This window comes from Hyphomonadaceae bacterium BL14 (genome assembly GCA_027627705.1).
In the GTDB taxonomy this organism is placed as follows: Bacteria; Pseudomonadota; Alphaproteobacteria; order Caulobacterales; family Maricaulaceae; genus Oceanicaulis.
This window is the reverse complement of record CP091242.1, coordinates 2,298,458-2,322,491: the sequence shown is the minus strand read 5'-3', so window position 1 is coordinate 2,322,491 and position 24,034 is coordinate 2,298,458. Positions and strand designations below refer to the sequence as shown.

Sequence of the window (24,034 nt, the reverse complement as noted above, 5' to 3'; positions counted from 1 at the left end):
TCCGTCTCCTTTAGCGGGCTGCGTCCGGGCCTGTGCCTGTGCGGTTGTCGTCGTCGCGGTCGTCACCGTCCGGCCGCGCGCGCCGCGCCCATTTCGGCCGGCGCCGCCAGCCGGTTTCCTCCGGGATCGGCTCGCCGCGCGCCCGCGCGAGCGCATGGGTCCAGGGCTCGGGTGCCCGGCGCCAATAGGCGCGCGCCACCACCCCGGCGATCACCGCCAGGATGGCAATGGTCCCGAAGAATAGCGAGAACTGATAAACATAACCGATGGGCCCGCCCCATTCAGGTGCCCCGACCGATCGCCAGATCAGCTCATAGGCGGACCCCGCAATCGTCAGCGCCACCGGCGTCACCACCAGCGCGGCACCGGCCGCAATGGCGGCGTAGAGCGCCCAGCGCGGCTGAAAACTGGTGACATAGAGCGCCGTGAAATCGGCTTCGCTCAATCCCGCGACGCTGCCGGGCTTGTCGCGCAGGCGCTCGGCATATTCGGCCCGGGCATCCGCACCGAGCGCGCGCACGGCCAGGCCCCAGCGCACGAGGCAGACCAGAACAAAGGCCGCGATAACGGCGGCGATCAGGAGCAGTCCGGGATTGATATCGGTCATGGGGGCGTTTTAGCGCCTTGCGGCCTCATAGGCGAGCATGGCGCGCTTGCGCTCGATTCCCCAGTGATAGCCGGTCAGCCGCCCATCTCCCGCCAGCACCCGGTGACACGGGATGAGCCAGCTGACCGGATTGGCCCCCACGGCGGCACCGACCGCCCGGCTGGCGCCGGCCGTGCAGACTTCGCGGGCAATGTCACCATAGCTTACCGTGCACCCGGACGGGATGCGCAGAAGCGCCCGCCAGACCTGGCGGCGCCAGGGCGTGCCATAGAGCGCCAGCGGCAGGGCCGCCTCGCCGGCGTGGGCATCGAAAATCCGACCCGCCCAGTCGTCCGCCAGCGCATCATCACGCTCGAACCTTGCACCGGGATAGCGCGCCGCCAGATCGGCGAAGGCGTCGTCGAGTCTCTCCGGCGACGCAAAGGCCAGCGCCGACAGGCCCCGCGGCGCCAACAGAAACACACCCGCGCCGAACGGCGTCGGTGCCTGGCCCCAGCGAAATTCCATGCCTTTGCCGCCCGCCTTGGCCTCACCCGGGGTCACGGCTTCTTCGGCGATAAACACGTCATGCAGGCGTGACGGGCCGGACAGGCCGGTGTCCAGTGCGGCCTCCAGCACGCTCGCCCCGTCTACAAGCAGGCGCCGCGCGCTGGCATGGGTCAGCGCCTGGACAAAGCGCTTGGGGCTGGCCCCGGTCCAGCGGGTAAACATGCGCTGGAAATGGCCCGGCGACAGGCCGGCGGCCGCTGCAGCCGCCGCCAGGTCCGGCTGCTCGCGCCAGTGCGCATTGAGAAAATCCAGCGCCGCGACAATGCGCGGATAGTCGCGTGCCCGCTCATCCAGCGAGGCGGGCGCATCGGGGCGGGCGAGGGCACGCGAATCGCTCATGAGCGCAACCTGCCCGTCAGGCCGGGGTGCCGCCACCTGATTCTTGCGCCTCCCGGGCAATGCCGGGCCGCCGCGCCGTCTCCAGCGCCTCGCGCACTGCAGCAGCCAGGCTTTCGCGCTCTTTGGGCGACAGCATGGCACCGATGATCAGCGTCTTGCCCATGGCGGTGAGATGGGCCTGCACATCCGGTTCGCCCGCCCCGGCCAGCGAGACGCGCGTCCAGGCGCTGGGCAGGCGGAACCAGGTCTGGTGGCCGGTCGGGTAGCACCGGCCCACGCGGATCTCACGGCGCGTGATCTCTATGGTCTCCCGCCGCCGCCCGTCGCGGTAGGAAAAGCGGAAAGCCAGCCAGACCAGCAAGACATCGAGGCCGAAAAAGCCCAGGACCGGCCAGGCGCCGGCCAGCATGAAGGCGATCCCGGCGGTGAAGCTGACCAGCGCTATGGCAGTCATGAGCGCGTAGAAACCCGTATTGGGCAGGGAGCGATTGGGCCGGACTTCGGCGTTGAACACGACCTCGTCATCCGGCCCCAGGGGCGGCGGTGCAGGTTCGGCCGGCCAGGTTTCGTAGATGCGGCGATGCTCCATGAGGCGAACAATAGTGCGATCAGCCGTGAGCGCACAGAGGCTGCGACCGCGCGTCTCATGCCGCTGGGCCGCCGTCCTTCCCGGGGCGCTGCATGCTGCATGCAATATGAACGCACACGCCTTTCTCGCGCCAAAATCAGCAGTGAAACTTGTTTTCATGGCGACCGGGAGCAGTCTAACGCATCTCCGGTCGCGTCCCAATCAGATCAAGGCCCGATGCCATGACCCTGTCCGCCCTTTTGACCGCCACCGCCCTGAGCGCGGCCGCCTTCGCCGCCAGCGCACCGCCTGCACCTCTGGCCCCGCGCGCCGCCGCACCGCTGGAAGCGCCGGCCGCGGCGGCGATTCCGGTGCGCGGGTCCTATGTCTATGTGGCCCAACCGGACCCGTCCTCTGACGCCATCGTTCCCTTGCCGTCCGGAGTGGACGCGACGGGCGCAGAACAGCGCGCCCACAGCGTCGCCCGCGCCGAAGCCTGGTTTGAGGGTCTGACCACCCTGCGCGCCCGCTTTGAACAGATCGCACCGGACGGCAGCCTGACCACCGGAAATGTGGCGCTGAGCAAGCCGGGCCGGGCCCGTTTCGCCTATGATGCGCCCACGCCCGTGCTGATGGTGGCTGACGGGTCCACCGTGGCGATCGCCGATTTCGATCTGGAAACGATTGACCGCGCGCCGATCGCATCCACCCCGCTGCGCTATGTGCTGGGGGCCGGCCCGGCCTTGAGCGAGACCGGTGCCGTGACCGATGCGGGCCACAGCCGCGGGCGCCTGTACATCACCCTCAATGATCCCGATGGCGAAACCGATGTGCGCCTGACCCTGGTGTTCGAGGATCCGGACCCCGCCCTGCCGGCCGAAACCCTGCAGCTGGCCGGCTGGTACGCGGTGGACGCCATGGGCGGCCTGACCGAAGTGCTGCTCAGCGATGTGGAGACCGGCGTGGCTCTGGAGCCGCGCTTGTTCGTCCTGGATGACGAGGACGTGATCCCCGAGCGCCGCCGCAGCCGCCGCCGCTAGGACCGCGGCTTCAGCCCGAACCAGACCCGCAAGGGGCCGGTGCGCTCAGCGGCCAGTGCAAAGACGATCGAGCCCAGAAGCGTCGCCCCAGCCACCAGCGTGAACTCCGCGACCGCGCCAAGGCGCAAGCCTGCCGATGTGACCCAGTATATCGCCGTCACCGTGATGGTCTGGTGGATGAGATAGACCGGAAATATCAGGGCGCTCATGCGCTGCAGGACCGGCCCGCTGCGGCGCACCAGACGGCGCGCCAGCCATAACAGGGCGAGAATCACCCACCATGCATAGGCGAGCCGGAGGGCGCGCCAGCCCGCGGCCTGAAGCGGCTGGGCGGCGATCACATCCCAGTTCTGCCAGACCACAGTCAGCGCCGCCCCGGCGGCAAGGCACAAGGCGCCCGCCGCCGGGCCGATCCGGTCCACCGCCCGCCAGGCGGAGTGCGAGCGGGCGATGGCGATTCCATAGAGGACAAAGGTCAGGCTGAAGGCGTGGGTCGCCCAGTCATTCACCAGATCATGGGTGACGGGAAAGAATTCCGAGAGGGTAAAGCGGATGAGGAGGAGCGGCGCAATCGGCGCCATGAGCATCACCCACCCGGCGCGCCGTCCTGTGAGCCAGGAATCCAGCGCGCGGGCGCCCGCCCGGCTGAGCATCGCGATCACCGGCGCCAGCGCCAGTGCATAGACCGCCAGATAGGCGACGAACCACATATGGTTCCAAGTCGGAGTGATGATGGAGAACCCGCCCTGGAATGACAGATAGCGCGCCCAGAAAATGAGATATCCCGCCTCGATCTCGCCCGACTGGCGCAGCTCGCCATAGGCCTGGGGGACCACGATCACGGCCATGGCGAGGAGCAGCGGCGCCAGCAAACGCGCTGCGCGGTCGCGCGCAAACCCGGCGGCGCCGAGCTTTGCGTGTAGGCTGGCCATCGCCACGCCGGAGATGAAGAACAAGAGGGGCAGGCGCCAGGGGCTGGACAGCGCCATCACAGATTCCAGCACGGGCCCGGCATAGACGCTCTTCACGTGCCAGTCCCAGGTCACGTATCCCATGCCTGTGTGATAAAAAATCAGGACGGCGAAGGCGAAGACGCGCAAGGCGTCGAGATCAGGTCTGCGCTCTGGCGGCGTCATCACGGGCTCCGGAAGTGTCAGCGACGATAATCTGCCCCGCGGCGCCGCCCCGGTCGCGCCCCCGGGGACAGGCGCCAGCCCGGCGTGACGGGCGGCGGCGGCTGACGCCGCTATCCGGGACGAAACGCCGCACTCAGGGGATGAACGCCACTGGCGCGCGTTGCGCCGTCGCGGCACACTGTGGCGCCATGCGCCTCAACCAGCTGACACGTCAGGATCATGACCGCGACCGGGCCGCCGACCGGCACGCCTGGCTCATGGCGCTGGGAACCTGCGCCATCGGCGTGGTGGCGGCGGTGACCATCAACGCCCTGTCACTGGCCGACGAGATGGCCCGCGGCGGCGGCGCGCCGGGCCTCTACCCCTATGTTCTGGAGGGCGCCAGCGGCGCGGCGATCCTGCTGCTTCTGCCCGCCGCTCTGACGCTGGGCGCAGCCTTCCCTCTGGAGCCGGGACGCTGGCGCATGAGCCTGGTCGTGCATGGCGCCGGCCTTCTCGCCTTCGCCGCCCTTCACACGGGACTGATGACAGGGTTTCGAAGCCTGCTCTGGCCGCTGCTTCTGGATCGGCCCTATCAGGGCTTTGGCCCGCTTGTGCAGACCTTCATCTATGAGCTGCGCAAGGACGCTTTGTCCTATATCAGCTTTCAGGCCGTGCTCATGCTGCTGCGCGCCCTGACGCGCGCGCGCATGGCGGCGGCGGCCATGCATCGCGACGCCCGCGAAGGCGGGTTGGTCTCGCTGCGCTGCGGCGGACGGGAAATCCGCCTGCCGGCAGGCGAGATCGTGTCGGCGAGCGCGGCAGGCAATTACGCGCAGGTGCGCACCGCAAGCGGCGTGCATCTGGCCCGCATCCCGCTGTCGGAGCTCGCTGTCATGCTGGAGGAGGCCGGCGCCGATCCGGTGCGCCTGCACCGCTCGCACCTGGCCACCCGGGCCGCCATCCGCGAAATCATCCCCGGCGCCGATGGCGGCGCCCGGGTGCGCCTGTCCGGCGGCCAGGAATTGCCTGTGAGCCGGCGCTACCGTGCGAGCCTTTGACGCCTGCCTCTAGACCAGCAGCCAGAGGATCAGCGCGCCCAGTGCGACGCGGTAGATCACGAAGGGCAGGAAGCCGATGCGGGCCACGAAGCGCATCAGCACCGCAATGGAGGCGTAGGCGGCGGCGAACGACAGCCCGGCCATGACCAGCCCGTCGGTCAGGCTGGCACCCAGATTCGCGCCGCGGGCCAGTTCAATGACACCGATCAGGCCGAAGGCACCGATCACCGGGATCGACATGAGCATGGAAAAGCGCGCGGACTCTTCGCGGTCCATACCCACGGCGCGCGCCGCGGTCATGGTGACCCCGGACCGGCTGGCACCGGGCAGCAGAGCCAAAGCCTGCGCCAAGCCGATCAGGATGGCGGAGCGAAAGCCCAGGGTTTCGGTTGTGACCATTTTGCGCCCGAAATGGTCCGCGGCCCACAGCGGAATGGCAAAGCCCATCATCATCCAGGCGATCAGGACGGGCGAGCGCAGCGCGTCTGCAAGCCCTGAAAAATACAACACCGCGCCCGCCAACAGGACCGGCGGTGTGGCTGCGGCAATCAGCAGAACCAGCCGCCCGCCCGGCGTGATGCGCCCTTGCACGAGCGCAATCTTGCCCATCACTACCGCCGCCACATCCTTGCGGAAATAGATCATCACCGCCGCCAGCGACCCCACATGGGCCATCAGATCGATCAGCACGCCCTGATCCTCGAACCCGGCTGCCTCAGGGGCCAGGATGAGATGGGCGGAGGAAGAAACGGGAAGGAACTCGGTCAGCCCCTGCACTACAGCCAGCAGGATCAGGGTGAACAGGCTCATGACCGGCCTCTTTTGAGGGACTAACAGATGACAGCGCGATGCTGGGCTGATACGGGCCATGATCCAAGTGCGCAAGCGCAGACTGCCTGGAGCCCCACTATGCCAAATGACGCCGCGCCCGGCGGTCCGGGCAAGCTTGCCCCGCTGGAAGCGCGCGCCATCACCTCGCGCATTGCCCGCTGGTCCGTACTGACGGCGGCAAGCCTGATCGCCCTGAAGGCGGTCGCCTTCATTCTGTCCGGGTCGGTCGCCATGCTGGCCTCGCTGGCTGACAGCGCGCTTGATCTTGCGGCGTCCCTCATCACGTTCTTCGCCCTGCGCTACGCCGCCAGTCCGGCTGATTGCGAGCACCGGTTCGGACATGGCAAGGCGGAGGCGCTGGCGGGGTTGTTCCAGGCGGTGCTGGTGGCATTTTCCGCGGCCTTGCTGCTTCGCGAAGCCTGGCTGCGGTTTCTGGATCCCCAGCCGGTCTCGGCCGGCACCATCGCGCTGGGTGTAATGGTGATCTCGACCGTGGCGACCGTGTTGCTGGTGCGGGCCCAGGCACGGGCGGTGGCACGCACCGGTTCGATCGCGGTGGCCGGAGACCGGGCCCATTACCTGTCTGATCTGGGTGCCAATCTCGCCGTGATGGCGGCGATCGGGCTGGCGGTGGCAGGGTTTGAGGCGGCTGACCCGCTGATTGCGGCCGGTGTGGCGGTCTGGCTGGTCTGGACCGCTCTGACCATCGGGTTCAAGGCGATCGAGAATCTGATGGACCGCGAGTTGCCCGAGAGGGACCGGGCCCAGATTCTGGCGCTGGCCAAGGCCGATCCGAGGGTTCAGGGCGTCACCCAGCTGCGCAGCCGCGCCTCAGGACCCTTCGTCCATGTACAGATGCACATGACCCTGGACCCGGCCCTGTCGCTGGCTGAGGCCCATGCCATTCTGACCGATGCGGAAAATCGTATTGCCGCCCAGTGGCCGGCCGCCGACGTGATCATTCATCCTGAACCGTCGGGCATTGACGCCGATCACGGCCAGACCCTGTTCCTCACTCCGGACAAAGGCCCGCCAGAGCCGCAAACCGGGACAGACAGATAAGGCATCAGGGGGTAAGGCCGGCCCCGCAGCGCCGGTCCGCCTCCACATGCACGCCAACAAGGGCCGCCGAGAGCGAAGGCAAGGCGCGCCCGTCCAGCCCCGAGCGGCTTAGGCGCTCCGGCCTGCCATCCTGTTCCTCGGCGAGCGACAGGAAGTCAAATTGCGCGGCATCCAGCCTTGCACGCGCCACACGCACGAGGCAGCGGCAAGCCCAGGACCGTCCTCCGCGATAGCGGCAATCGGCCTCGACCCGCTCTTCAGCGGTTCCGCGCGGCAAGGGGGCCGATGATTCGAAAACGCCGGGGGCGGAGCCGGCTCCCGGAACGGTGCGCCACCACGGCTCCGCCTCGGCGTCCTGGGTGCCGGCAAAGCGCGGCGGTGCGTCCATCGCTGATTGCCCTCGGCCGGTTCCGGCCAGCCCCTGGCCGACCGTGATCCGGATTTCATCGCGCTCCAGGCCAGAGCCGGTCTCGCCAAACTCGTCGAACAACGAGCCTTCCAGCCGGTCCTGCTCGCTTTGTGCGAACGGTTCATCGGGCCGGGGCGCAGCGTCACGGCCAAAGACCCACCATCCGGCCAGCCCCGCCGCCACGATCAGCGCCAGCACGCCGGCCAGCAGAAAGGAGCGCATCGCCATGTCCATCTGCATCATCTCGCTGCCACGATCCGCCGAAACCTCGGCTGTGGGCTTCCCACCCCGCGCCAAGTTAACCATACTTAAGGCTCCGGGGGCGAGTCAGAAGGATGAAGAGCCATGTTGAGGCTATTGACGATCATCGGGCTGGCAGGCGCGCTGACGGCCTGCGCCACCCCCACGCCCTATCAGAGTGCCGAGCGCGGCGGGTTCGGTTTCAGCCAGCAACAGATCGAGGACAACCGTTTCACCGTCAGCTTCCGCGGCAACACGCTGACAGACCGCGAAACAGTGGAGACCTATCTCCTGCTGCGCGCGGCCGAGCTGACGCTGGAGCGCGGCGCAGACCATTTCGTGCTGGCGCGCCGGGATACCGACACGGACCGGCGCTTTGTGGGCACCAGCGACCCGTTCCGCTCGCGCTACGGGTTCGGCTATAATTACTTCCACCCGCGCTTTGGCTGGTATGGCTGGCGTGATCCGTTCTGGGATGATGTCCATGTGCGCGAAGTGACACGCTTCGAAGCCAGCGCGGAAATCGTACTGGTGCGAGGCCAATCGCCGGGCGGCCCTGACGCCTTCGACGCCCGCCAGGTGGTCAATAATCTTGGTCCCGTGGCCCGCGCGCCGGGCCGCTGAGAGGCAGATGGGCAGGCGGATGGGAAGTGCGCATCAGGCGTCCTCCTGCTGCCTGGCATAAAACAGCCGCATTCAGGAACCCGCCGGACCCGCCAGGTGCGCAAAGCCTTGGGCCACCGCTTCGTAGACCGGCCGCTTCCACGGAATGATCAGTGCGGGTGTCTCAGCCAGCGCGACCCAGCGGAAGGACTCAAATTCCTGGGGCGGCACGGCCTGCAGGTCAAATGCCGCATCGGTGCCGTGATAGCGATAGGCGAACCAGCGCTGCTTCTGGCCTTTCCAGGCATTGCGGCGGCGCTGGGCCAGCACTTCGGGCGGAAAATCATAGGCGAGCCAACCGGGGATCTCACCGATCAGCTCGGCCAGGTCCTCGGTGATTCCCGTCTCTTCGTAGAGCTCACGCAGGGCGCCCGCTTGCGGGTCCTCACCCGGATCCAGCCCGCCTTGGGGAAACTGCCAGATCCAGGGGCCGCCCTGGGCGTAGCGCCGGCCCATCCAGACCAGGCCGCGCCGGTCGAACAATACCATCCCGGCATTCGGACGATGCTCGGGGTACAGGTCGTGCGGCCGGCTCATGTCCCGCTGGCGTCGTCGCGGCGCAGACGCGCGACATGACTGGCCGGGGCCAGCACATAGCCACGCCGGGACAGGCCCTCAGCCCAATTGGCGGCGGCCTCGACGGTAACCGGATAGGCAAAGCCCGAGCCCAGTGCCGATCCGTTCTGCAGCGCCAGCGCCTCCAGTTCCAGCAGCCGCGTCTCCACCGCCTCCGGGCTGGGGTCCGCGTCAATCACCCGGTCGGCCAGCACCAGCCGGGCATTGGCCTCGCGTCCGGCCGCCTCGATCACCTGACGCCGGCCCGCCCCGTCATGGAACATGGTCAGACCGCGCGCCTCCAGCCGGGCGAAAATCCGCGACAGGGGCGCAGGCGCGGCGCCCAGGCGCGCGCCCTGATAATTGATCACCCCGGTATAACCCGCCGAACGCGACAGGAGCCAGGCCAGGCGCCGCGCGTTCTCGGCCTCGGACGCGTCGGCCAGCAAGGTGTGGGGACCAGGATCGTTGTTGGGGTAGTCGAACGGCTCCATGGGCAGCTCGATCAGCACTTCGTGTCCGGCCGCGCGGGCGCGATCAATCCATCCCTGCAGATCACCGGCATAGGGCGCAAAACTCAGCGTGACTTCCGGCGGCAGCGTCTCGATGGCCTGGGCGGTCAGGCGCTCGGACATGCCCAGACCTCCCACGATCAACGCCACCACCGGACCGGTGCGCGCCGCATGGGATCGGGCATAGGCCTCATCGGGGCGCCGGCCATCGGGGCCGATCACAGGCAACGGCCCGCCCGGACCATCCTCGAACAGGCCCGGCAGCGGGGCGGCCGGGGCGCGCGGGGCAGGCGGACCGGCGGGCGCATTGAGCGCCGCTTCCGTATCGCTGACACCGGGCAGGGACACATCGTCGTCCGGCGCGAATTCAAAGGGTGCCGGTCCGGTTGCGTCCGTCAGCGCTTCGGCCTCAGCCAGCGCCACCGGTTCGGGGCGCTGCGCAATATCGGTCTCGGCACTGACAGGTCCGGGCACACCGCCGGAGAACACCGACAGCGCGGCCGCTCCGGCGATGACCAGGCACGCCGCCGCCAGCCCCGCCAGCAGAGGGGCGCGCAAGGGAGAGCGATCTGGCTTCGGCGCAGGCATGGGCCGGATATATCCGTTTGAACAGGATGATTCGCGATATCACCTTGCCCCGGCTGGCGTAAAGAATCGTTAACGAAGACGGGCTTGCCGGTTTGCACCCGGATCAACCTGCGCGCGGACAGATGTCACCGCGCGGTGATGCATGATATCACCTTGCAGTGACATTATTCACAGCCAGGGATTCTGACCGTGGCCGAAACTCTGATCCGCAGCCGCGCCACCACGCAAGACCGTCTGGTCCAAGCCGCCCGGGAGGTTCTGGTCCGCGATGGATTCCAGGCCTTCGGCGTCAACGCCGTGGCGCGCGAAGCGGGCTGTGACAAGCAGCTCATCTACCGCTATTTCGGGGGTCTGGAGGGGCTTGTAACGGCGCTCTGTGTCAAGGAAAGCGATACGTTGGCGGCAGCGCTGGAGGCACAGGTCCCGCCCCACCCCGCTTCAGATTACGCCGGTCTCATCGAACACCTGGTACTGGCCTATCTGGATGCTTTGACGGCAAACCCGGCCGCGCAGACGCTTGTTCTGTGGGAGTTGTCGGAGCCCGCACCCGCCCTCGCCGGCTTTGCACGATCACGCGCCAGAGCGCTCGCCGGATGGATCGCACGGTATCAGGGCCGGCTGACGCCGCCCGAAGGCATCGATGCGCTGGCGGTCAATGCGCTGCTGATCGCTACGGTGCACCAGATTATGCTGGCACGCCGGGCCTCGCGGGCCGGACGGCCAGACAGCCCGGAGCAGGACGCGGCCTGGGCGCGCGCGCGCGCCGCGCTGTCTCACATTGTGCGCCAGGCACTGTCCGCCTAGTGGCGCAGAATGACGTAGAAGGCACCCGAACCGCCATGGCGGGCGTGGGCAGGGCTGTAGCCGGCGCACAAGGGCGCGAAATCCGGTTCACCCATCCAGTCGGTGAAGGCGCGCCGCAACACTCCTGGCAAGGGCCGCGCATCCACACTCCACGGCTCGAACCGGCTTTCATCCTGCGCGCGGGCACCTGCGCCCTTGCCGGTGATGACCAGCACCGCGCCAAAGCCCTGAGCCCGCGCCCGCATGAGGAAGCGCAACAGCTCGCCCCGCGCCGCCCGCGCGGTCAGGCCATGGAGGTCGAGCCGCGCCTCCACCTCCACCCGGCCGCGGCGCAGGCGTCGGTCGGACGAGCGATCAACGGGCGGCCGGGTGCCGGTGTCGGGCGGCCGGGGAATATCGCGCGGGCCTTGCCCCGGCATAGGCAAAGGCCGGGTCTCCAGCACAGGCTCGGGCGGGGGGGCAGCCTCGTCCAGCGCCTTCATACGCTTGGCGTCCAGTGGCCGCACGCCGCTGGCAAAGCGGCGCCACAGTTCGCGCTCGTCCGGGCGCAGGGGCCTTGACGGGCGGCGTGCCATCAGCTGGTCAGGCGCCGGGCCAGAGCGCGCGGCACGAGGATTGTCCATTGCGCCGCCGGATCATTCTGACGCCCGGCGCGCTCACCCGCCTGCGGCCCCCAGCCGAAGAACAGATCGCCGCGCGCCGGTCCGGTGATGGCGCCGCCCGCATCCTGGGCAATGACCAGTCCCGACCAGTCCGGTGCGCCCGGCAGGGCCGCCTGCACAAACACCGGCGCACCCCAGGCGTGATAGGCCGGGTCCACCGCCATGGACGCCATCGGCGTCAGCGGCGCACCCTGAGCGCCCAGCGGGCCTTCGTCGGGGTCATTGAGAACATCGAGGCTGAAAAACACATAGCGCGGATTCTCGTTAAACAGCGCCGTCCAGGCGTCCGGCCCCCGCTGCTGCAGCCAGCGCTCGATCTCCTGCTTGGACGCGCCATGAGATGGCAGCTCGCCCCGGTCGATGAGGATGCGCCCGATGGAAACATAGGGCAGGCCGTTATGGGCTGCAAAGCGCACCCGCGCCTGACCGCCATCGCGGTAGACCAGCCGGCCCGAGCCCTGAATCTGCAGGAAAAACACATCGATGGGCCGGCCCCACGCCAGCGGCACACCCAGATTCAGTGCTTCGATTTCGGCGCGCGGGCGGTAGGGTTCAAATCGCTGATCCGAGGCGCGCCCGACAATGCGCTGGCCCTCGAGACCGGCAATAAACTGCCCCAGATCCCCGGTGAGCAGATCGCCCGGCCGGCCCCTGATCGCCATGGAGAACTCCCGGTCGGGGACTTCGCGCACCTCGACATAGGGCTCGTAATAGCCGGTGAGGCGGCCTTCAGCGCCCAGGCGCATGGGCGTGAACTGGCGCTCGAAGAAGCTGCGCGCCGCGTCTGCATCGGCCCGCCCGGCCAGCATCGAGGCTTCCAGACAGGCCTCGCGCCAGTCACCGGTGCGGCCAGCGTAAGGAGCGTTGCGCGCCAGCGGCTCATGATCCGGCCGCGCCTCCACCCGGCGGCAGCTTTCCACAAACGCCGCCAGCGCCGGGCGCGTATCGGTCCCGGACCAGCCGGGCAGGGCGGCGAAACGAACCGGGCTGAGGTCCGGCGCCCGGTGTGTGTGATCGGGGGACGGGCTGGCTGTGCCGGGAACGGGCCGCGATGGTGCCGTTGCGGTCCCGTCCGGCGGTGCGCTGGCGCAGCCTGCCAGCACAAGCGCGATCAGGCCGACACCCAGCGCTCTAGGCTGAGCGCACGCCCGCCAGATACCAGTTCGGGTTGGGGCTGGTGACATCACGCTCGAAGCTCCAGATCTCGTCCACTGTCTTCAGCGTGGTCAGATCGCCCTCCACGATAGTGCCATCGGCATCGCGGGTCTCGCTGGCAATTTCTGCGCTGAACGCGACCTTCACCCTGGCCCGGTTATCGTTAAGAGAGGCTTCCACGATCTCGGCGCTCTTCAGCCGGTCAATCTCAGTGGTCATGGTCAGCTTCTTGTCGGCGCGCGCATCAATGGACGCACCCCACGCGGCCATCACCTTCTCGCTCAAGAGCGGGCCCAGTGTATCTTTGTCGGCCGCCGCATAGGCAGTAACGATCATCTTGTAGGCCTCGCGCGCGCCGGACACGAAGCCATCCTGGTCAAATCCGCCATCAGCCGCGGCGATCGCTGCAAGACCAGCCGCAGCGGGTCCGGTATAGACCGGCGCTTCAGGTGACAGCTCGGCACCGGCCGGGCCCACCGGACCCGCCGGGCGCGGCGCGCGGCCTGCAGCGGCGGCACGTTCACGCTCTTCACGCATGTGATCTTCATGGGTGCGTCCTGACGGCTTGCCCAGAAGCATGTAGAGACGCACGCCCAGAAACACGGCGAGGCCGGCGAAGAACAAGAGCTGGAGAACGTCCATATTCATGGCGGATCGGGCCTGTCATCATTGCGCACTGCGGATCTCTCCCCCTGATATAGTCATTCGCACGCGCCGCGTCACGCCGGGGCTGCGCTTGCCGCAGCAACAGCGGCGTGCTACCGGCCCGCACCTGCCGTTTTCGCCCGGAGCGCCTGCGCCCGGCCAGACCTTGAAAAGAGATGGATTTCCCATGACCGATGCTCCTGCACCCCAGCCCGGCGGCGAGGCCGGTTCCGCGCTGATGATTCGCGTTCTTGGCCAGTATGTGAAGGATCTCTCCTTCGAGAACCCCAACGCCCCTGACAGCCTGCGCGGGCAGGGCCAGCCGGAGATCGATCTGTCGGTGGATGTGCGCGCGCGCAGCCTGGACGCCGAGACCTTCGAGGTCGAGCTGGTACTCAGCGCCAATGCCTCGTCGAGCGGCTCGCAGCTCTTCATCGCCGAGCTCACCTATGCCGGCCTGTTTTCGATCCGCAATCTGGAAGAGCGCGCGCGCGAGCCCTTCCTGCTGATCGAATGCCCGCGCCTGATCTTCCCCTTCGCGCGGCGCATTCTGGCTGACGCCACCCGCGATGGCGGCTTCCCGCCACTGATGCTGGAGCCGGTGGATTTCGCTGCGCTCTACCGCCAGCAGCTGGCCGGCAAGCCGGCCGGAGCCGAGCCGCACGGCACGGCCTGAGCGCTGAATTCTCCAGGCTGTAACGACAAACGCCCTCTCCGGTCCGGAGAGGGCGTTTTCATGTTCAGGCCTGGCGCGGCAAGCGTGCGCGTCAGGTGTTCATGGAATCGAAGAAGTCCGAATTGTTCTTGGTTTCCTTGAGCTTGGACAGAAGGAAATCGATCGCGTCCTGGGTGCCCATCGGATTGAGGATGCGGCGCAGAACATAGGTCTTTTGCAATTCGGTGCGCCCGATGAGCAGCTCTTCCTTGCGGGTGCCGGACTTGAGGATGTCGATGGCCGGGAAGACGCGCTTGTCGGCGACTTTCCGGTCCAGAATGATCTCCGAATTGCCCGTGCCCTTGAACTCTTCGAAAATCACCTCGTCCATGCGGCTGCCCGTGTCGATCAGCGCCGTGGCGATGATGGTCAGCGAGCCGCCTTCCTCGATATTGCGCGCGGCGCCGAAGAAGCGCTTGGGACGCTGGAGCGCGTTGGCGTCCACGCCGCCCGTCAGCACCTTGCCCGAGCTCGGCACCACGGTGTTGTAGGCGCGGCCCAGACGCGTGATGGAATCGAGCAGGATCACCACATCGCGCTTGTGTTCGACCAGGCGCTTGGCCTTTTCGATCACCATTTCAGCGACCTGCACGTGGCGCGTAGCCGGTTCGTCGAAGGTCGAGGCCACCACCTCACCCTTCACCGTGCGCTGCATGTCGGTGACTTCCTCGGGGCGCTCGTCGATGAGCAGCACCATGAGGAAGCATTCGGGATGATTGGTTTCGATGGCGTGGGCGATGTTCTGCAGCACCATGGTCTTGCCGGTGCGCGGCGGCGCCACGATCAGGGCGCGCTGGCCCTTGCCGATCGGCGACACGATGTCGATCACACGGCCCGTGCGGTCCTTGCGGGTCGGGTCGGGGTTCTCGATCTGGAAACGCTGCTCGGGATAGAGCGGGGTCAGATTGTCGAAATGAACCTTGTGACGGGTCTGTTCGGGGTCCTCGAAATTGATGCTGGCGACTTTCAGGAGCGCAAAATACCGCTCATTGTCGCGCGGCGAGCGGATCTCGCCCTCAACCGTATCGCCGGTGCGCAGGCCGAAGCGCCGGATCTGGCTGGGCGAGACATAGATGTCATCGGGACCGGGCAGATAATTGGATTCCGGCGCGCGCAGGAAGCCGAACCCGTCCTGCAGCACTTCCAGCGTGCCGCCGCCAAAGATCGAGGCACCTTCTTCGGCCAGCGCCTTGAGGATCGCGAACATCATGCCCTGCTTGCGCAGGCTGGCCGCGTTCTCGATGTCAAGCTGTTCGGCTAGAGCCACCAGCTCGGCCGGGCTCTTTTCCTTCAGCTCCTGCAGCGACATGCGCTCGCCGGCGCGGCTCTGATCCGATGACACGTTGTCCTCGTCGCCGGCATCATCGTCCATATCGTCATCGTAGCGGTGGTCGTCGTTCATGATCATCTCGGGAGCAAAGGCGAATGGGAAAAAGGGCGGAAGGCGGCCGGGACTCGCGCGGGGCCAGCCTCAACGCCGGACCAGATATGGCCCCGACTGCACCGGCCAGGCGGGATGCCCGGGACATGACTTCGTGTTGGTTGACCCGGGAGCGCGCCAAAACGCCGCCGCCGCAGGTGAAGGAAGGGAACCTGATGTCAGGTTTCCCGAAAATCCGTGCCACAGGCAGGGGCGCGCGTCAAGGTGAAGCGGCGTTGACGCACCATGACCCGCCGTCAATCGGCTCGCCCGGATGCGCGCCATGAGGCATGATGGCCACCGTTACGTATAGGCGAGGCCGGAGCATGTTGAGAATGTATGGGGCGCGCACTCTGGCGCGGTGTTGTGCGATCGCTGTGTCGGTCTGTGTCGTAGGCAGCTGCGCATCGGTGCCCGTCCTGCCTGCGTCCGCTGACAGGCCGGTGGCGCTCGCCCATCTGCCAGCCCTCACCGGCGCCCATTTCCCGCTCGCCTCAGTGCATACCGGGCGGACCTACCACATCCATGTGCGCGTACCGGACGGGTACGACCCGCAGGGCGCGCAAATCTATCCGGTGGTCTATGTGCTGGACGGGGATTCGCTGTGGCCGATCCTGGCGGCGAACCATTTGTTCCTGACCTATGATGACGGCCTGCCTGAAGCGATTGTCGTGGGCATCGCCTACGGTTCGTTCTCGCCTGAGATCAATGCGCGCGGCGTGGACTTCATGCCACCCGGCACGGAGGGGCGCGAGGTGGGAGCGCCGGCCTTTGCGCAGTTTCTGGCCGCCGAGTTGCTGCCGCTGATCGAGGCGCGCTACCGCGCTGATCCCGGCCGCCGGATTTTGTTCGGCCAGTCGTGCGGCGGCAGTTTCGTGCTGTATTCGGCCTTTACCGATCCGGACCTGTTCTGGGGACGTATCGCCAGCAATCCGGCCTTCGCCCCGACAGGGGACTTTTTCTTCGCCGAGCCGCAAACAGCCTCGCGCCCGGACCTGAAGCTGATGATCGCCAGTGGCGAAAATGACTGGCCGGTCTTGCGCCAAGCAGCGTTGCATTGGGGCGCAGCGTGGGATGAGCGTCCGGATCGGCCATGGGGCGCGCGTGTTCACACCATACCCGGCGGCACTCATGCCGCCAATAGCGCCGACGCCTACCGCGCGGGCCTGCGCTGGATGTTCAGCGAGTAAGGCTCAGAACGGCTTCCACACCGCCAGCACGGCGATGATGATCGCCGCGATCGCCGGGACTTCATTGATCAGGCGCCAGAATTTTTCCGTCCTCGGACGCGCACCATTAGCAAACTTGCGCGCGCTGGCGGCGTAGAAGCCGTGCACGCCGCTGAGCGCCAGCACCAGGAGCAGCTTCACATGCATCCAGCCCTGTGAAAACAGGCCGGGATTGGCCACCAGCATGACAATGGCCAGCAGCCAGACCGCGATCAGCGCCGGGTTCAGGATAATCCCGAGCAGGTTGCGTTCCTGGGTCAGCAGTGCGCCTTCCAGCTCACCGCCGGCAATCGCCTGGTGATGATACACAAACAGGCGCGGCAGATAGAGCATCCCCGCCATCCAGAAGATCACGGCGGCGATATGCAGGCCCTTGATGATCTCATAGGCACCGCCGCCGGGAGCCAGAAAACCGATCATGCCGCCGCCTCCTCTTGCCCCATCCCGGCCTCACGGCACGGGCAGCGTCCAAAGCCGGCCGGGCAGATCATCTGACCGCCCGGGGGTTTGAGCCCGTTGGGCCCGTCCAGCGCCGAGACCGCGAGCCCGGCCAGCGCCTTGATGAAACCGGGATGGTGGCCCAGTGCCGGCACCCGATCATAGCCCTTGGCACCATACTCTTCAGCCAGCTCGGCATATTCCTCGTCCAGCTCTACCAATGTCTCGATATGCTCGGACACAAAGGCGATGGGTGACAATAGAATATGGCGCTCGTCGGTGCAGGCGCGTTCGATGGCGTCTTCGGTGGAGGGGCCGATCCAGTTGAGCGGTCCGACCCGCGACTGATAGCAGATCTCGTGATCACTCAGGCCCTCAGGCAGGCGCGCTGCCACGGCGGCTGCCGTCTGCTCGACCTGCCACTGATAGCTGTCGCCGCGCTTGACCACGATTTCCGGCAGGCCATGGGCGGAGAACAGCACCCGTGCATTGGCCGGTGATCCCGCCTTGCGCCAGCTGTCTTCGATCAGTTGGGCATGAGCGGCGATGAAGTCGGCCTCTTGCGGATAGCAGCACACGACACGCGCCGGAGGCCCGCCTGCATCATGCCAAGCTTTGAGCGAAGAGGCTGTGGTGGTTGTGGAGAACTGGGGATAGAGCGGCAGGATGACGATCTCATCGGGCTCGAAGGCGGCGACCTCCTTGACCGCGTCTTTCACGAACGGACGCCAGTAGCGCATGGCCAGGATGACCTTGACCTCGTCACCGGGCAGGGCATCGGACAGCGCCCGGCTCAGGGCGTCGGCCTGTTTGCGCGTTTCGGGTACCAGCGGCGAGCCGCCACCCATCTTGGCGTAATTCTCTTTCGCCGACGGAGCGCGCGTGGTGGAGATGAACCATGCCAGCGGCTCGCGGATGAAACCCGGGGCTCCGATGATTGCTGGGTCGCGGAACAGATTGCGCAAAAACGGGCGCACGTCGTCGGGCCCGTCCGGACCGCCCAGATTGAACAGCACCACTGCAATGCGCCGGGTCATGGTCGTCCTTTTGCGGCTTGTTATCCCTGCCGCAGACGCGCCATCAGACGGGTCACATGCTCAGGCGGGGTCTCGAGATTGATGCCGTGTCCGAGATTGAACACATAGGGCCGGTCCGCCCATGCGGAAAGCAGGCGGTCGACTTCTTTGTCCAGCGCAGCGCCGCCCGCATGCAGCACCGCAGGGTCCAGCTGGCCCTGAACCGGCAGGGTTTTGGGCAGGGCAGATGCTGCCCACTCAGTATCCATGCCATGGTCCAGCGCCAGGGCGGTCACGCCGGTCTCACGCGCATAGCGCAAGGCCTGGGGCCCGGCGCCACGCGGAAAACCGATCACCGGCGCGGTAATGCCCTGGGCCCGCAAGCCGTCCACAATGCGCTTGGTCGGGCGGATCACCACCCGGTCAAACAGGGGATCGGGCAGGCTGTCAGCCCATGAATCAAAGAGTTTGACGACATCTGCGCCGGCCTTCACCTGGTCGGCGAGATAGGTGGTGGTGGCGTCTGCCAGAAGATCGAGCAGCGCGTCGAACCCGGCCGGATCGCTCCAGGCCATGGCGCGCGCCTTGAACCTGTCTTTCGATCCGCCACCCTCGATCATGTAGGTGGCCACCGTCCAGGGCGAACCGGCAAAGCCGATGAGGGTCGTTTCAGCCGGCAGGGCAGCACGCAGGCGCGTCAGCGTGTCGCACACTGGTGCCAGCACATCGCGGGCCCGGTCTTCAGACAGACGCCCGAGATCGGCAGGTGTGACCGGCTCGAGCTTGGGACCCTCGCCGGCTTCAAACCAGACTTTCTGACCCAGCCCGTAGGGCAGGAGCAGAATATCGGCGAACACAATGGCGGCATCGAAACCATAGCGCCGGATCGGCTGCATCGTGACTTCGCAGGCTGCTTCCGGGTTCAGGCAAAACGCGATGAAATCAGGCTGCTGGGCGCGCACCGCCCGGTATTCGGGCAGGTATCGGCCTGCCTGACGCATAAGCCACACCGGAGGGCGCGCGAGGGGCTGGCCGGTAAGCACCTGGAGAAGCGGTTTATCGGTCATGGCGATCTTCACTGTCCTGAGAGGGCGGGGCACGTCACGTCCCCACAGGTAAGTGGTCCTTCCTTATCTTTATTTCCTGAAAGAATGAAAGAGGGGGATCAGTAGCAAGGCTGGGCGCCAATGTGGACAAAGGGGTTTGTCGACCGCGGCGCCCGCCGTTCACAGGGTGTTGAGACGCTCTGTCCACCGCGCGGTCGCGGCTGCATCCATCCGTGTTAACCATGCGTTAACCAGAGTTGACGGGAGGTTAACGCACGCGCCGGCGTGACAGACAGGAGTGGCTTGGCGCTGTCGGCCGGCGGCTTTCCACACACCCCGCCTGTCAACAGGATCCGGGCGCCAGGGTGCCTGTGTCCGGGCGCCCGGAAACGTGGATGTGGAGGATTTCGGGTCCAGCCGCGCTGGGTGTGAACAAGACCGCATTTATGCACGGCGCAAGCGCGCGGATGTTCACAGGGGCGCGGGGCTGGTTTATCGATGGAGTCCGCGCCGGCTTGACCGGTTCACAGACGGAACGTGCGCATGACGACATCCGGCCTGGTCCAGTCCGAAGCCGACGGGCTGCACTTCCACGTCCATATGGTCTCTGATTCCACCGGCGAGACGCTGATGGCCGTGATGCGCGCTTCGGTGGCCCAGTTTCCCGGCGTGCATCCGATCGAGCATTTGTTTGCTCTGGTCCGCTCGCCGCGCCAGATGGACCGCGTGCTGGACCATATCGAAGCCCATCCCGGCGTGGTGATGTTCACCCTGGTCAATCAGGATTTGCGCCGCACACTGGAGGATCGCTGCGCCGAGCTGCGGGTTCCGGCTGTGGCGGTGCTCGATCCCATCGAGGCGACATTGTCAGGCTTTCTGGGCGCGCCGGCTCAAGGCAAGGCGGGTGCGCAGCGTGTGCTGGATGCAGACTATTACCGCCGCATCGAGGCGATGAATTACTGCATGGCTCATGATGACGGCCAGGGCGAGGATCTGGCCAGTGCGGATGTGATCCTGCTGGGCATTAGCCGGACGTCGAAAACCCCGACCAGCGTCTATCTGGGCAATCGCGGGATCCGCACGGCGAATATCCCGCTGGTGCCCGGCGCGGCCCTGCCCGCAGGGCTGGAGCTGTTGAAAAAGCCGCTCATTGTCGGGCTGACCGCGAGCCCGGAGCGGATCATACAGATCCGGCGCAACCGCCTCGTCAATCTGGGCGAGGAAGCGCCCACCAGCTATATCGATGCGGAAACCGTCAAGGATGAGCTGGTGCACGCCCGGCGTCTGTTTGCCCGTCATAATTGGCCGTCGATTGATGTGACCCGCCGGTCCATCGAAGAGACGGCGGCCAAGGTGATCAACCTGCTGACCGAGCACCGGGAAACGCTGAAATCATGACCCTGGTATTGGCCTCCGGCTCGGCCTCGCGCCGGGCGATTCTCGAGGGTGCCGGCGTGGCGTTCGAGGTTGATCCGGCCGGGGTGGACGAGGCGGCCATCAAAAGCGGGTTTACCGGGGAGGCGTCTGCGCTGGCGCAGGTCCTGGCCGATGCCAAGGCGCTGGCGGTATCAGGCCGGCGCGGTGATCTGGTGCTGGGTGCCGATCAGGTCTTGGAGTTCGACGGTGAAGCCTATGACAAGGCACCCGATCCCGAGACTGCGATCAAGCGTCTGCGTGCGTGGCGGGGAGAGACCCATTATCTGCGCGGTGGCCTGAGCGCGGCGCGCGGTGGAGAGATCATCTGGCGCTATCGCAGCAGTTGTGCCCTGCGGGTCCGTCCGGTGTCGGACGCGTTTCTTGACCGCTATCGCCGTGAGGCCGGGGACTATCTGACCAGCACCGTCGGTGGATATGCCTTCGAAGGCCTGGGGGCGCAATTGTTCGACATGGTTGAGGGCGATTACTACGCGGTCCTTGGGCTGCCTTTGCTGCCTTTGCTGGAATTCCTGCGCCAGCAGGGCGTGCTGCAGACATGATGTCGGATGCGCTGATCGCCGGTGTGTGCGGCTGGCCTGTGGCACATTCCCTGTCGCCGGTGATGATGAGTGTGTGGCTTGGTGAGGCGGGCCTGGCCGGACGGTATGTCCATGTGCCGGCGCGTCCGGAGGACTTCGCCGATTGTGTGCGTGCGCGTCTCGACGAGGGTTTCTCCGGCCTCAATGTTACCGTGCCCCACAAACAGGCGGCGCTTGAGCTGAGCGATGAGGCGAGCGACCGCGCGCGTGCGGTTGGCGCAGCCAACCTGTTGGTGTTCCGCAACGGCCGCATCTGCGCCGACAATACCGATATCACCGGCCTCGACGCGGCCCTGGCAGAGGATGACGGGACGGGTCCGGCGGTGCTTATCGGCGCGGGTGGTGCCGCGCGGGCGGCCATGTGGCGGCTGGCGCGTCAGGGCCGCGAGGTGCGCATCGTGAACCGTACGGCGGCCCGGGCCGAGGCGCTGGCAGAGGCGTTCGGCGTGGACGCCGCCATCCATCAGGCGGCAGATGCCCAGGCGCTGGAGGACGCGCGGCTGATCATCAATGCGAGCGTGCTGGGCATGACAGGTCAGCCACCCCTCCACGCCAGCCTTGAGGCTGCCGCGCGCGGCGCGCTGGTCTTTGACATGGTCTACACGCCCCTGCGCACAGCACTTCTCCGGGACGCAGACACGCTCGGCCTGCGCACAGCTGATGGTCTGGGCATGCTGATCGGTCAGGCGCGCCCGGCGTTTGAGGCCTTCTTCGGGACGCCCGCCCCGGCCGGGGACGGCGTCCGGGCCCGTCTGGAATCGGTACTGGAGGGGCGGGGATGATCATTGTCGGGCTTACAGGCTCTATCGGCATGGGCAAAACCACCACTGCGCGCCTGTTTGCCGAGGAAGGCGCGGCTGTGTTCGATGCGGATGCGGCTGTTGCAGAACTCTACGCGCCCGGCGGCGCGGGGACGGCGGCAGTGGCGCAGGGCTTTCCAGGTTGTGCGGACCTGGACACCGGCGTGGACCGGGCAGCGCTGTCAGCATCGCTGCAGGCGGATCCGTCCGGCTTTGCGCGCCTGGAGGCCCTGATTCATCCGCTGGTGGAGGCTGAGCGCCAGGCGTTTTTCGCCAGGGCGAAGGCCGAGGGCCGCGGGCTGGCCGTGCTGGATGTGCCGCTCCTGTTCGAGACCGGCCAGCATGAGCGGGTGGATGCCATTGTCGTGGTCAGCGCCCCCGAAGATGTGCAGCGCGAACGGGTGCTGGGGCGGGACGGGATGAATGCGGACAAGCTTGCCGCCATACTGGCCCGCCAGACCCCTGATTCGCACAAGCGGGCTGAGGCCCATTATGTGATCGATACCAGCCAGGGGGTCGACTCGGCCCGCGCGCAGGTGCGCGCCGTTATCATGGCACTGACAGGAGAGCGGGCATGACCGGCCGGCAGGTGATTTTCGATACCGAGACCACGGGTCTGCACCCCGAAGAGGGCCATCGGATCACTGAAATCGGCTGTGTGGAGTTGGTCGATCTGGTTCCGACCGGCCGGGACCTGCGCCTTCTGGTCAATCCCGAGCGCGATATTGACGCGGACGCTGAACGCATCACCGGCCTGACGCGGGCCATGCTGCGCGACAAGCCCAAATTTGCGGCCGTGGCCGATCAGGTGCTCGATTTCTTCGCGGACAGTCCGATCATTGCCCACAATGCCAGCTTCGATATGGGCTTCATCAATATGGAGCTGAGCCGCTGCGGGCGGGCACCACTGGACGCGGCGCGCTTTATCGACAGTGCGGCGCTGGCCCGGGAGAAATTTCCCGGCTCACCGGCCAGCCTCGACGCGCTGTGCAAGCGCTTCAACATCTCCCTCGACAACCGGACCAAGCACGGGGCGCTGGTGGATTCCTATCTGCTGGCAGAGGTCTGGCTGGAGCTGCACGGCGGGCGCGAACAGGCTTTGGGGCTTCTTGGTGAGGCGAGGGCTGGCGGGGTGGTGGTGTTCGCCCCGAGGCGTCCGCGCCCTCAGGCTCTCAGCGCGCGGATCACGGCGGCGGAAGCCGAAGCCCATGCCCGCTTCGTGGCGGAGCTCAAAAACCCTGTCTGGGACCGGGTTTTGGCAGACACGCATGGGCGGGCCAACTAGGTCCGTTCAGGGATCTGGCCCGTGCGCCGGGCTTCATTGAGCCGCCCGCGCAGCACCAGAAGCTCGACATTGTCCGGATCGGACGCCAGGGCCTGATTGAGGTCGGCAGCGGCGGCGTCAAACTCGCCCAGCTCGAGCCGGGCAGCGGCGCGCACACCCAGTGCACCCGGCTCACCCGGATTGAGCACCAGGGCTGCGTCCGCGGCGGCCACGGCTTCGTTCAGATCGCCGCTGGCATAGGCGGCATCGGCCAGACCGCGGGCAAGGCCGGCATCGCGGGGTGCGAAATCCAGTCCGCGGGCGAAAGCGCGGGCCGCTTCGTCGAACTGCCGGGCGCGCATGAATCCATCGGCAGCCTGGCCGAACAGGATGGCCCGGCTCATGTCGCTGGCAGCGGTTGCGCCTTCAGCGGTTGCGCGCAAGCGGGCGGCACCGGTCGCCGACCAGCCCTCGGCGATCTGCGCCAGGCCGGCGCAATGCTCTGATGCCCAGCCTCCGCCCTGGGCGCGCCAGATCAATGCATCTTCATAGGCTGCGGCGGGATCGGTCGACACGCGGTCGAGACAGGCGCGGTAGCGGTCGTCGTCCTGGAGGGCGGAGGCGGCCGATGGCAGCGTGCCCGCGATCAGAGCGGCAAGGACGAGGCGTCTCATGGCGGGCTTCCC

Annotated in this window: 28 protein-coding genes; 12 read left to right on the top strand and 16 right to left on the bottom strand. The window is 66.9% G+C overall.

Going from position 1 to position 24,034, the window contains the following annotated elements; all coding sequences use genetic code 11:
* Positions 1–10 precede the first annotated feature (10 nt).
* Genes L2D00_11310 through L2D00_11300 form a run of 3 tightly spaced genes read right to left on the bottom strand, consistent with a single transcriptional unit; the run spans position 11 to position 2,084 of the window.
* The gene (locus tag L2D00_11310; GenBank protein ID WBQ12431.1) at positions 11–607 is read right to left on the bottom strand and encodes a hypothetical protein; all 597 of its coding nucleotides are present in this window, start codon (positions 605–607) and stop codon (positions 11–13) included.
* Positions 608–616: 9 nt separating this feature from the next.
* On the bottom strand, positions 617–1,495 hold the full coding sequence (locus tag L2D00_11305; GenBank protein WBQ12430.1) for a bifunctional helix-turn-helix domain-containing protein/methylated-DNA--[protein]-cysteine S-methyltransferase: 879 nt from the start codon (positions 1,493–1,495) through the stop codon (positions 617–619).
* 16 nt (positions 1,496–1,511) lie between these two features.
* Positions 1,512–2,084 (bottom strand): DUF2244 domain-containing protein, encoded by a 573-nt coding sequence (locus L2D00_11300; protein WBQ12429.1) that lies wholly within the window; start codon positions 2,082–2,084, stop codon positions 1,512–1,514.
* 221 nt (positions 2,085–2,305) lie between these two features.
* Between L2D00_11300 and L2D00_11295 the strand changes: the two genes are divergently transcribed.
* Entirely contained in the window at positions 2,306–3,103 is a 798-nt protein-coding gene (locus L2D00_11295) for an outer membrane lipoprotein carrier protein LolA (GenBank protein ID WBQ12428.1), read from the top strand.
* Here L2D00_11295 and L2D00_11290 read toward each other — a convergent pair.
* Entirely contained in the window at positions 3,100–4,239 is a 1,140-nt protein-coding gene (locus L2D00_11290) for an acyltransferase (protein WBQ12427.1), read from the bottom strand. The two genes, L2D00_11295 and L2D00_11290, sit on opposite strands and share 4 nt — an antisense overlap.
* A gap of 188 nt (positions 4,240–4,427) precedes the next feature.
* Between L2D00_11290 and L2D00_11285 the strand changes: the two genes are divergently transcribed.
* Entirely contained in the window at positions 4,428–5,279 is an 852-nt protein-coding gene (locus L2D00_11285) for a LytTR family transcriptional regulator (protein WBQ12426.1), read from the top strand.
* Positions 5,280–5,288: 9 nt separating this feature from the next.
* Here L2D00_11285 and L2D00_11280 read toward each other — a convergent pair whose 3' ends face one another.
* Complete coding sequence (locus L2D00_11280; GenBank protein WBQ12425.1) at positions 5,289–6,089, bottom strand: undecaprenyl-diphosphate phosphatase; 801 nt, start codon at positions 6,087–6,089, stop codon at positions 5,289–5,291.
* A 99-nt stretch (positions 6,090–6,188) separates the two neighbouring features.
* Between L2D00_11280 and L2D00_11275 the strand changes: the two genes are divergently transcribed.
* Positions 6,189–7,172, top strand: coding sequence for a cation diffusion facilitator family transporter (locus L2D00_11275; protein WBQ12424.1), 984 nt, complete (start codon positions 6,189–6,191; stop codon positions 7,170–7,172).
* Between the two features lie 4 nt (positions 7,173–7,176).
* Here the strand turns inward: L2D00_11275 and L2D00_11270 are convergent, their stop codons facing one another.
* Positions 7,177–7,809, bottom strand: a complete 633-nt coding sequence (locus L2D00_11270; protein WBQ12423.1) for a hypothetical protein — start codon at positions 7,807–7,809, stop codon at positions 7,177–7,179.
* A 117-nt stretch (positions 7,810–7,926) separates the two neighbouring features.
* Between L2D00_11270 and L2D00_11265 the strand changes: the two genes are divergently transcribed.
* Positions 7,927–8,445 (top strand): hypothetical protein, encoded by a 519-nt coding sequence (locus L2D00_11265; GenBank protein ID WBQ12422.1) that lies wholly within the window; start codon positions 7,927–7,929, stop codon positions 8,443–8,445.
* 72 nt (positions 8,446–8,517) lie between these two features.
* Here the strand turns inward: L2D00_11265 and L2D00_11260 are convergent, their stop codons facing one another.
* Complete coding sequence (locus tag L2D00_11260) at positions 8,518–9,021, bottom strand: RNA pyrophosphohydrolase (protein ID WBQ12421.1); 504 nt, start codon at positions 9,019–9,021, stop codon at positions 8,518–8,520.
* A complete protein-coding gene (locus L2D00_11255; GenBank protein WBQ12420.1) occupies positions 9,018–10,139 on the bottom strand; it encodes a divergent polysaccharide deacetylase family protein in 1,122 nt (373 codons plus the stop codon). Before L2D00_11255 ends, L2D00_11260 begins: the two co-directional genes overlap by 4 nt.
* A 189-nt stretch (positions 10,140–10,328) precedes the next feature.
* Between L2D00_11255 and L2D00_11250 the strand changes: the two genes are divergently transcribed.
* Positions 10,329–10,943: a TetR/AcrR family transcriptional regulator gene (locus L2D00_11250; GenBank protein WBQ12419.1), complete on the top strand. Its 615-nt coding sequence runs from the start codon at positions 10,329–10,331 to the stop codon at positions 10,941–10,943.
* Here the strand turns inward: L2D00_11250 and L2D00_11245 are convergent.
* The 3 genes from L2D00_11245 to L2D00_11235 are packed head-to-tail and all read right to left on the bottom strand — an operon-like array spanning position 10,940 to position 13,408.
* Positions 10,940–11,518, bottom strand: coding sequence for a Smr/MutS family protein (locus L2D00_11245; GenBank protein WBQ12418.1), 579 nt, complete (start codon positions 11,516–11,518; stop codon positions 10,940–10,942). The genes L2D00_11250 and L2D00_11245 overlap by 4 nt on opposite strands.
* Positions 11,518–12,789, bottom strand: a complete 1,272-nt coding sequence (locus L2D00_11240; protein ID WBQ12417.1) for an MltA domain-containing protein — start codon at positions 12,787–12,789, stop codon at positions 11,518–11,520. The genes L2D00_11245 and L2D00_11240 overlap by 1 nt, the downstream gene beginning before the upstream one ends.
* Complete coding sequence (locus L2D00_11235; protein ID WBQ12416.1) at positions 12,737–13,408, bottom strand: Tim44/TimA family putative adaptor protein; 672 nt, start codon at positions 13,406–13,408, stop codon at positions 12,737–12,739. The genes L2D00_11240 and L2D00_11235 overlap by 53 nt, the downstream gene beginning before the upstream one ends.
* Positions 13,409–13,592: 184 nt before the next feature.
* On the opposite strand from L2D00_11235, the gene secB reads away from it, so the two are divergent.
* The gene (secB, locus tag L2D00_11230; protein WBQ12415.1) at positions 13,593–14,081 is read left to right on the top strand and encodes a protein-export chaperone SecB; all 489 of its coding nucleotides are present in this window, start codon (positions 13,593–13,595) and stop codon (positions 14,079–14,081) included.
* Between the two features lie 91 nt (positions 14,082–14,172).
* Here the strand turns inward: secB and rho are convergent, their stop codons facing one another.
* Positions 14,173–15,429, bottom strand: coding sequence for a transcription termination factor Rho (rho, locus tag L2D00_11225; protein ID WBQ14508.1), 1,257 nt, complete (start codon positions 15,427–15,429; stop codon positions 14,173–14,175).
* Positions 15,430–15,983: 554 nt separating this feature from the next.
* Here rho and L2D00_11220 point away from each other — a divergent pair.
* A complete protein-coding gene (locus tag L2D00_11220) occupies positions 15,984–16,730 on the top strand; it encodes a hypothetical protein (GenBank protein WBQ12414.1) in 747 nt (248 codons plus the stop codon).
* 3 nt (positions 16,731–16,733) lie between these two features.
* Here the strand turns inward: L2D00_11220 and L2D00_11215 are convergent, their stop codons facing one another.
* Genes L2D00_11215 through hemE form a run of 3 tightly spaced genes read right to left on the bottom strand, consistent with a single transcriptional unit; the run spans position 16,734 to position 19,290 of the window.
* Positions 16,734–17,189 carry a CopD family protein gene (locus L2D00_11215; protein WBQ12413.1) on the bottom strand — a complete coding sequence of 152 codons (456 nt, stop codon included), beginning with the start codon at positions 17,187–17,189 and terminating at the stop codon, positions 16,734–16,736.
* The gene (gene hemH / locus L2D00_11210; GenBank protein WBQ12412.1) at positions 17,186–18,244 is read right to left on the bottom strand and encodes a ferrochelatase; all 1,059 of its coding nucleotides are present in this window, start codon (positions 18,242–18,244) and stop codon (positions 17,186–17,188) included. Before hemH ends, L2D00_11215 begins: the two co-directional genes overlap by 4 nt.
* Positions 18,245–18,264: 20 nt before the next feature.
* Positions 18,265–19,290 carry a uroporphyrinogen decarboxylase gene (hemE, locus tag L2D00_11205; GenBank protein ID WBQ12411.1) on the bottom strand — a complete coding sequence of 342 codons (1,026 nt, stop codon included), beginning with the start codon at positions 19,288–19,290 and terminating at the stop codon, positions 18,265–18,267.
* A gap of 522 nt (positions 19,291–19,812) precedes the next feature.
* Here hemE and L2D00_11200 point away from each other — a divergent pair.
* From L2D00_11200 to dnaQ, 5 genes are read left to right on the top strand one after another with little or no spacing between them, the layout of a single operon-like run.
* Positions 19,813–20,667 (top strand): kinase/pyrophosphorylase, encoded by an 855-nt coding sequence (locus tag L2D00_11200; protein WBQ12410.1) that lies wholly within the window; start codon positions 19,813–19,815, stop codon positions 20,665–20,667.
* Complete coding sequence (locus L2D00_11195) at positions 20,664–21,245, top strand: Maf family protein (GenBank protein ID WBQ12409.1); 582 nt, start codon at positions 20,664–20,666, stop codon at positions 21,243–21,245. Before L2D00_11200 ends, L2D00_11195 begins: the two co-directional genes overlap by 4 nt.
* Positions 21,242–22,066 carry a shikimate dehydrogenase gene (aroE, locus tag L2D00_11190; GenBank protein WBQ12408.1) on the top strand — a complete coding sequence of 275 codons (825 nt, stop codon included), beginning with the start codon at positions 21,242–21,244 and terminating at the stop codon, positions 22,064–22,066. The genes L2D00_11195 and aroE overlap by 4 nt, the downstream gene beginning before the upstream one ends.
* The gene (coaE, locus tag L2D00_11185; GenBank protein ID WBQ12407.1) at positions 22,063–22,662 is read left to right on the top strand and encodes a dephospho-CoA kinase; all 600 of its coding nucleotides are present in this window, start codon (positions 22,063–22,065) and stop codon (positions 22,660–22,662) included. Before aroE ends, coaE begins: the two co-directional genes overlap by 4 nt.
* Positions 22,659–23,369: a DNA polymerase III subunit epsilon gene (dnaQ, locus tag L2D00_11180; GenBank protein WBQ12406.1), complete on the top strand. Its 711-nt coding sequence runs from the start codon at positions 22,659–22,661 to the stop codon at positions 23,367–23,369. Before coaE ends, dnaQ begins: the two co-directional genes overlap by 4 nt.
* Here dnaQ and L2D00_11175 read toward each other — a convergent pair.
* Positions 23,366–24,022, bottom strand: coding sequence for a tetratricopeptide repeat protein (locus L2D00_11175; GenBank protein ID WBQ12405.1), 657 nt, complete (start codon positions 24,020–24,022; stop codon positions 23,366–23,368). The genes dnaQ and L2D00_11175 overlap by 4 nt on opposite strands.
* Positions 24,023–24,034 lie beyond the last annotated feature (12 nt).

Bases quoted from the DNA above. Each gene is read 5' to 3' on its own strand.
- L2D00_11175 (WBQ12405.1), bottom strand. From the start codon at position 24,022: ATGAGACGCCTCGTCCTTGCCGCTCTGATCGCGGGCACGCTGCCATCG.
- L2D00_11265 (WBQ12422.1), top strand. From the start codon at position 7,927: ATGTTGAGGCTATTGACGATCATCGGGCTGGCAGGCGCGCTGACGGCC.
- L2D00_11235 (WBQ12416.1), bottom strand. From the start codon at position 13,408: ATGAATATGGACGTTCTCCAGCTCTTGTTCTTCGCCGGCCTCGCCGTG.
- L2D00_11280 (WBQ12425.1), bottom strand. From the start codon at position 6,089: ATGAGCCTGTTCACCCTGATCCTGCTGGCTGTAGTGCAGGGGCTGACC.
- L2D00_11255 (WBQ12420.1), bottom strand. From the start codon at position 10,139: ATGCCTGCGCCGAAGCCAGATCGCTCTCCCTTGCGCGCCCCTCTGCTG.
- aroE (WBQ12408.1), top strand. From the start codon at position 21,242: ATGATGTCGGATGCGCTGATCGCCGGTGTGTGCGGCTGGCCTGTGGCA.
- L2D00_11245 (WBQ12418.1), bottom strand. From the start codon at position 11,518: ATGGCACGCCGCCCGTCAAGGCCCCTGCGCCCGGACGAGCGCGAACTG.
- coaE (WBQ12407.1), top strand. From the start codon at position 22,063: ATGATCATTGTCGGGCTTACAGGCTCTATCGGCATGGGCAAAACCACC.
- L2D00_11260 (WBQ12421.1), bottom strand. From the start codon at position 9,021: ATGAGCCGGCCGCACGACCTGTACCCCGAGCATCGTCCGAATGCCGGG.
- L2D00_11305 (WBQ12430.1), bottom strand. From the start codon at position 1,495: ATGAGCGATTCGCGTGCCCTCGCCCGCCCCGATGCGCCCGCCTCGCTG.
- secB (WBQ12415.1), top strand. From the start codon at position 13,593: ATGACCGATGCTCCTGCACCCCAGCCCGGCGGCGAGGCCGGTTCCGCG.
- L2D00_11215 (WBQ12413.1), bottom strand. From the start codon at position 17,189: ATGATCGGTTTTCTGGCTCCCGGCGGCGGTGCCTATGAGATCATCAAG.
- L2D00_11275 (WBQ12424.1), top strand. From the start codon at position 6,189: ATGCCAAATGACGCCGCGCCCGGCGGTCCGGGCAAGCTTGCCCCGCTG.
- hemH (WBQ12412.1), bottom strand. From the start codon at position 18,244: ATGACCCGGCGCATTGCAGTGGTGCTGTTCAATCTGGGCGGTCCGGAC.
- hemE (WBQ12411.1), bottom strand. From the start codon at position 19,290: ATGACCGATAAACCGCTTCTCCAGGTGCTTACCGGCCAGCCCCTCGCG.
- L2D00_11290 (WBQ12427.1), bottom strand. From the start codon at position 4,239: ATGACGCCGCCAGAGCGCAGACCTGATCTCGACGCCTTGCGCGTCTTC.
- L2D00_11200 (WBQ12410.1), top strand. From the start codon at position 19,813: ATGACGACATCCGGCCTGGTCCAGTCCGAAGCCGACGGGCTGCACTTC.
- L2D00_11285 (WBQ12426.1), top strand. From the start codon at position 4,428: ATGCGCCTCAACCAGCTGACACGTCAGGATCATGACCGCGACCGGGCC.
- dnaQ (WBQ12406.1), top strand. From the start codon at position 22,659: ATGACCGGCCGGCAGGTGATTTTCGATACCGAGACCACGGGTCTGCAC.
- L2D00_11310 (WBQ12431.1), bottom strand. From the start codon at position 607: ATGACCGATATCAATCCCGGACTGCTCCTGATCGCCGCCGTTATCGCG.
- L2D00_11270 (WBQ12423.1), bottom strand. From the start codon at position 7,809: ATGGCGATGCGCTCCTTTCTGCTGGCCGGCGTGCTGGCGCTGATCGTG.
- L2D00_11240 (WBQ12417.1), bottom strand. From the start codon at position 12,789: ATGTCACCAGCCCCAACCCGAACTGGTATCTGGCGGGCGTGCGCTCAG.
- rho (WBQ14508.1), bottom strand. From the start codon at position 15,429: ATGTCGCTGCAGGAGCTGAAGGAAAAGAGCCCGGCCGAGCTGGTGGCT.
- L2D00_11295 (WBQ12428.1), top strand. From the start codon at position 2,306: ATGACCCTGTCCGCCCTTTTGACCGCCACCGCCCTGAGCGCGGCCGCC.
- L2D00_11300 (WBQ12429.1), bottom strand. From the start codon at position 2,084: ATGGAGCATCGCCGCATCTACGAAACCTGGCCGGCCGAACCTGCACCG.
- L2D00_11195 (WBQ12409.1), top strand. From the start codon at position 20,664: ATGACCCTGGTATTGGCCTCCGGCTCGGCCTCGCGCCGGGCGATTCTC.